Here is a 5,917-nt window from a genome sequence, read left to right on the forward strand (position 1 = left end):
CGCCGGAGTGAGTCCGGGTTCGCCCGCGCGGCGGTCGTCCGCCGGGGACGTGGGAGCACCACTACGTGGTCGACGGCGCGAAGACGTTCATCACCGGCGGGGAACTGGCCGACCTCGTGGTCGTGGTGGTCCGCACCGCGCGGGACCCGGACGACCGCCGGGCCGGGCTCTCCCTGCTCGTCGTGGAGAAGGGCACGCCGGGCTTCACCGTCGGGCGCCGACTGCACAAGATCGGACTCGCGACCCAGGACACTGTGGAGCTGGCCTTCGACGGGGTGCGGGTCCCGGTGGCCAACCGGCTCGGGCCGGAGGGCGCCGGCTTCACCGCGCTCACCCACAACCTCGCCCAGGAACGCCTCGCGATCGCCGTCGGCGCCGTCGCGCAGGCCACCACCGCGCACGAACACACCATCCGGTACGTCCGCGAACGGACGGTCTTCGGTCGCCCGCTCGGGCACTTCCAGAACACCAAGTTCGAGCTGGCCGCGATGGCGGCCGAACTGGAGGCCGGGCAGGCCCTGCTCGACACGGCGGTGCGGGCGCACCTGGACGGGGACCTGACCCCGGCCGACGCGGCCAAGACGAAGCTGTTCTGCACCGAGATGCAGGGCCGCGTGGTCGACCGGTGCCTGCAACTGCACGGCGGGTACGGCTACGTCACCGAGTACCCGATCGCCCGGATGTACGCCGACGCGCGGGTCACCCGCATCTACGGCGGCACCAGCGAGGTCCTCAAGACCATCATCAGCAAGTCGTTGGAGTTGTGACCCGTGCCGATCTACGCCCTCGGGGACCTGGTCCCGGACATCGACCCCTCCGCGTACGTGCACCCGGACGCGGTCGTGATCGGCCGTGTCGTCCTCGGACCCGACACCTCGGTGTGGCCCGGCGCGGTGCTGCGCGGTGACGGCAACGAGATCGTCATCGGCGCGGGCACGAACGTCCAGGACGGCACCGTCGTCCACGCCAGCGAGCGCCACGCCACCCGGGTCGGCGAGCGCTGCGTCATCGGGCACCTCGCCCACCTGGAAGGCTGCGTCGTCGAGGACGACGCGCTCGTCGGTTCGCAGGCCGTCGTGCTCTCCGATGCCGTGGTCGGTGCCGGCGCGCTGGTCGGCGCGGCGGCGCTGGTGCCGCCCCGCTTCGTCGTCCCGCCCCGCACCATGGCACTCGGCGTGCCGGTGTCGATCCGCGACACCCCGCCCGATGCCGACGTCCTACGGATCAACGCCGCGCGCTACGTCGAGTCGGCGCGTCGGTACCGCACCTCACTCCGCCGGATCGACTGAAGGGCAGCACCGATGCAGCAGCAGATACCGGCGCTGGACGGGGTCCGGGTCGTCGAACTCGGCCAGCTCATCGCCGGACCGTTCTGCGGCCAGTTGATGGCCGACTTCGGTGCCGACGTCGTCAAGGTCGAGCAGCCCGACGAGGGTGACCCGATGCGCCACTGGGGCCACAGCAAGAACGGCCGGTCGCTCTCGTGGAGCGTGATCGCGCGCGGGAAGCGCAGCGTCACCGCCGACCTGAAGTCCGCCGACGGCAGGGCCTTCGTCCTCGCGCTCGTCGCACAGGCCGACGTCCTGGTGGAGAACTTCCGACCGGGCACCCTGGAACGCTACGGGCTCGGCTGGGACGAGTTGTCCGCCGCCAACCCGCGACTGATCCTCATCCGGGTCAGCGGCTTCGGCCAGACCGGGCCGTACGCCACCCGGGCCGGGTACGGCTCGATCGGTGAGGCGATGGGCGGCCTGCGGCACCTCGTCGGCGACCCGGACCGGCCCCCGAGCCGCACCGGACTGTCGATCGGGGACATGCTGGCCGGGATGCACGCCGCGTACGGCGCCCTCCTCGCGCTCTACGCGCGACAGCGCACCGGCGCCGGTCAGGTCGTGGACGTCTCCATCTACGAGTCCGTGCTGGCCATGACCGAGGCGCTGGTGGCCGACTACGCCATCGCGGGTGTCACCCGGCAGCGGTCCGGAGCGGTGCTCCCCGGCATCGCGCCGTCCAACGTGTATCCGACCTCCGACGGCGACTTCGTGCTCGTCGCGGCGAACCAGGACACCGTGTTCCGCCGCCTCGCCGCCGCCATGGGGCGACCCGACCTGGCCACCTCGCCGGAGTACGCCACCCATGTCGCCCGTGGCGTGCGCCAGCGCGAACTCGACGACCTGGTCGCCGGTTGGACCGCGCAACACCGGGCCGAGAAGATCCTGGCGGTCCTGGAGCAGCACGGGGTGCCGGCCGGTCGGGTGTACACCGCCCGCGACATGCTCGACGACCCACAGTTCCAGGCGCGGGAGAGCATCGTGCGGGTGCCCGATCCCGACCTCGGTCCCATCCCGATGCAGAACGTGGCGCCGCGCCTGTCGGCCACCCCCGGCACGATCCGCTGGCCCGGCCCGGCGCTCGGCGCCCACGACGCGGAGGTGCGGGCGGCTCTCCTTTCCTCTGAGTAGGGAGGGATGCGGGTGGCACCGCCGTTACGTGCAGGTCCGGCGGGACTCCGGGTACGCTCGGGCGGGTGCGGATCATCGCGTTCCTGGCTGTCCTCCTCGTCGTGCTGGCCGCCGTTGCGCTCATCGGAGCGGTGTTGACGGCGGGTACCCGACGCCGCCGTCACGCTGCGCAGGTGTCGGCGCGGTGGACGGTGCGCCACTACGCCATCCCCGGTCGGGGGCACACCGTGGTCGGTGTCAGCCTCACCGACACCGACGGCCGGATCCACGGTGAGAACGTGGTCGCCCGCATCCCGGACGGCGCTCCCGACTGGCAACGCGACTTCGTCGCGGCGCGGCAGGAGGCCGAGGAGCGCGCGTTCCACCTGAACAGCGACCGCCCGCCGATGCTCGGGAGCTGACGCCGCCGGGTCCTGCGGGTGCGGCACCGGCGGCTGGGCTAGCCTGCCTGCTCATGGAGGCCACCGACGACCGTCTCGAACTGGTCGTCGACCCGGCCCGGCCCACCGGGCGCACGCTCCTGGCCGGTGGCGTCGAGCAGTCGTACGTCGACCTCGCCGACCCCACCTACCTGCATTTCGAGTACGTGCGCCGGATGGCCGCCGTGGCCGACCTCGCCGCACCGGCCGGTGACCCGCTCGACGTGCTGCACCTGGGCGGCGGCGCGCTGACCCTGCCGCGCTACGTCGCGACGACCCGGCCCGGCTCGGCCCAGGTGGTCGTCGAGCGGGATCCGGCCGTGGTCGACCTGGTGACCCGGGACCTGCCGCTGCGGCAGCCCGGCATCGAGGTCCGGGTGGCCGACGCGCGGCAGGCGGTCGGCGAGGCACCCGCCGACGCGTACGACCTGGTGTTCGCCGACATCTACCGGGCGGCCCGGATGCCGCCGCACGTGGCCACCGTGGCGTTCGCCGCCGAGGTCGCCCGGACGCTGCGCCCGGACGGCGTCTACCTGGTCAACGTCACCGACCTGCCGCCGCTGGTCCTCGCCCGGGTGCAGGCGGCCACCCTGCGCGCGGTCTTCGCGGACGTCTGCGTCGTCGCCGACCGGCGGATGCTGCGCGGCCGGCGGTACGGCAACCTGGTGCTCGCGGCGGCCCTCCGCCCGGGTCGGCTGCCGGTGCCACGCCTGGTGACGCGGGTGCAGCGGGACCCGTTGCCCGGTGCGGTATTGCACGGGCCGACGCTCGACGTCTTCGTCGGCGGTGCCCGTCCCCGCACCGACGACCGGTCACGTCCTTGACTTCGAGTGAGGTTGAGGTTCGAGACTGGGTCCGGTGGCCACGATCACGGGGAGGCGTACGGATGCAGGCAGCGGTGTTCCGGCAGGTCGGCGGGCCGGAGGTGCTCACCTGGGAGCGGATCGAGACCCCAGAGGCGGGACCCGGCGAGGTCCGGGTACGTGTGCGGGCCGCCGGCGTGCAGCCCATCGACTGCGCCGTACGGGCCGGGGTGATGCCCGCCGGGGCGACACCGACGCTGCCGGCGGTGCCGGGCAACGAGTTCGCCGGAACGGTCGATCAGGTCGGCGCCGGGGTCGTCGGGATCGCCGTCGGCGACCAGGTGTTGGGCTTCGGGTTCATGAACGCGGCCGCCGAGTACGTCGCGGTGCCCGCCGAGCAGGTGACCTCCAAACCGGCCGCGATGCCCTGGGAGGTCGCCGGCGGTTTCAGCGGTGCCGCCCAGACCGCGCACATCGCCCTCGACCAGATCCGACCCGGGCCGGGGGAGACGCTGCTCGTGCACGGAGCGGCCGGCGCCGTCGGTGCGGTCGCCGTGCAACTCGCCCTCCGGGCGGGAGCCCGCGTCGTCGGCACGGCCAGCGCCGCCAACCAGGAGTACCTGCGGTCGCTGGGCGCCGTACCGGTCGTCTACGGCGGGCACCTGGCCGAGCACCTCCGAGAGCTGCTGCCCGACGGCGTCGACGCCGTGCTCGACGGGGCCGGCGGGGAGGCCCTCACCCTGTCGCTCGCGCTCTGTCCCGACCGGTCCCGGATCCTCACCCTGACCGCGCACGCCCGCGCCGTCGACCTCGGTATCCGGACCACCCCGAACCTGCGTTCCGCCGCCCGTCTCGCCGCGCTCGCCGATCTCTACGCCACCGGCGACCTGCGCTTCCCGATCCGCCGCACCTATCCGATGGCCCGGGCCGCCGACGCCCACCGCGAGGTGGAGACCGGACACGGCCGGGGCAAGGTCGTCCTCGTCGCCTGACCGGCCACCACGCCGGCACGGCTCGACCCGCCGCCGACCTCTGTCCACGAGGGACGTACCGCTTCGTAGGGGCTTGCGGCGGCCCCGCCGCCGAGTAGGTTCGTCGACGTGGACCTGGAGGACATCGCCGCCCGGCTCGGCGTACCCGTCGAGGACGTCGCGCGCGTCGGGCAGCTCGCCGGTGACCGGCCGTCGGCCCCGTTGCCCGTGAAGGCCGACGCGCCCGCGCTCCTGGACCGGCTCGTGGTACGCCCCGACGACGCCGCCGAGATCATGGCCGGCTGGCCCGATCCCGACTCGGCGCTGTGGACCCCGGAGCTGCGGTGGCTGCTCGACCGCTCGATCGCCCTGGTCCGCGCCGACCTCGGCGGCCACGAGTGGCTGCCACCCGGCCCGGAGTTGCCCCGCGATCGGGGACCGGCCTGGCGGCACCTGTACGTGTACGCGTACCTTGCCCTGCTCGACGTGGTGCGGGCCTTCCACCGTGACCACGGCGTCCCCGACGCGGTGTCCTGGGCGACCCTGGCGGACCTGGGCCGCAACCTCGCGATCGACCGGCGGATGCACCGCGAGGGTTGGCCGGTCATGCAGAGCTGGTTGACCCTGCACGCGCGCGGCAGCGTCTACGAGTTGGGCCGGTTGCAGCACCAGCGCGGCGACACCATCGGCCTGCACGTCCCCGAGGCGGGGCCGTTGAGCCCGCAGGCGGTCGACGACTCGCTCGACCAGGCACGCGTCTTCTTCCCGCGTCACTTCCCCGACGAGCAGCACACGGCGTTCTCCTGCGGTTCGTGGCTGCTCGACCCGCAACTGCGCGAGTACCTGCCGGACGACTCCCACATCGTCCGGTTCCAGCGCCGGTTCACCCTGGAGCCCTACGAGGAGCCGGAAGGCATCGACGCCGACGTCGAGGTGCTGCGGTTCGTGTTCCGCAGCCTGAGCACGCCGCTGGACGAGCTGCCGCGCCGCACCGTGCTGCAACGCGCGGTCGTCGACCACCTGCGCGCCGGCCGCCACTGGCACTGGCGTCGAGGCCACTTCCCGATTTAGTGCGGTGTCCAGGAACGTTGGCGGTGTCGCGGCGAGGTCCAGGCGGCGGTCCGGCAAGGCGGAGTCGGGCGTGGATACCGGTGTTGTATCCAGGCCCGACTCCAACGCCGCCGGTCGTCGTCTGGACCCGGCGCGGCCCGGTGAACGTGTCTGGACACCTTCGACTCCGCCGGGGTGGCCGAGAAGTGACC

The 5,917-nt window shown here is 73.3% G+C and carries 7 protein-coding genes; all 7 read left to right on the forward strand.

All coding sequences use genetic code 11. From position 1 onward, the window contains the following. Window positions 1-65 precede the first annotated feature (65 nt). The 7 genes from ACWDVW_RS32440 (at window position 66) to ACWDVW_RS32470 (ending at window position 5,726) form a co-directional block, all read left to right on the forward strand. Window positions 66-767: an acyl-CoA dehydrogenase family protein gene (locus ACWDVW_RS32440; RefSeq protein WP_449956762.1), complete on the forward strand. Its 702-nt coding sequence runs from the start codon at window positions 66-68 to the stop codon at window positions 765-767. A 3-nt stretch (window positions 768-770) separates the two neighbouring features. After that, window positions 771-1,289: a gamma carbonic anhydrase family protein gene (locus ACWDVW_RS32445; RefSeq protein ID WP_449956765.1), complete on the forward strand. Its 519-nt coding sequence runs from the start codon at window positions 771-773 to the stop codon at window positions 1,287-1,289. 12 nt (window positions 1,290-1,301) lie between these two features. Further along, the gene (locus tag ACWDVW_RS32450; protein WP_449956768.1) at window positions 1,302-2,462 is read left to right on the forward strand and encodes a CaiB/BaiF CoA transferase family protein; all 1,161 of its coding nucleotides are present in this window, start codon (window positions 1,302-1,304) and stop codon (window positions 2,460-2,462) included. 65 nt (window positions 2,463-2,527) lie between these two features. Beyond that, window positions 2,528-2,863 carry a hypothetical protein gene (locus ACWDVW_RS32455; protein WP_449956771.1) on the forward strand — a complete coding sequence of 112 codons (336 nt, stop codon included), beginning with the start codon at window positions 2,528-2,530 and terminating at the stop codon, window positions 2,861-2,863. 53 nt (window positions 2,864-2,916) lie between these two features. Further along, window positions 2,917-3,705 (forward strand): spermidine synthase, encoded by a 789-nt coding sequence (locus tag ACWDVW_RS32460; RefSeq protein WP_449956774.1) that lies wholly within the window; start codon window positions 2,917-2,919, stop codon window positions 3,703-3,705. A gap of 62 nt (window positions 3,706-3,767) precedes the next feature. Further along, window positions 3,768-4,676, forward strand: a complete 909-nt coding sequence (locus ACWDVW_RS32465; protein ID WP_449956777.1) for an NADP-dependent oxidoreductase — start codon at window positions 3,768-3,770, stop codon at window positions 4,674-4,676. Window positions 4,677-4,784: 108 nt separating this feature from the next. Beyond that, entirely contained in the window at window positions 4,785-5,726 is a 942-nt protein-coding gene (locus ACWDVW_RS32470) for an acyltransferase domain-containing protein (protein WP_449956780.1), read from the forward strand. The last annotated feature ends 191 nt before the right edge of the window (window positions 5,727-5,917 follow it).

This window comes from Micromonospora sp. NPDC003241 (assembly GCF_053589795.1).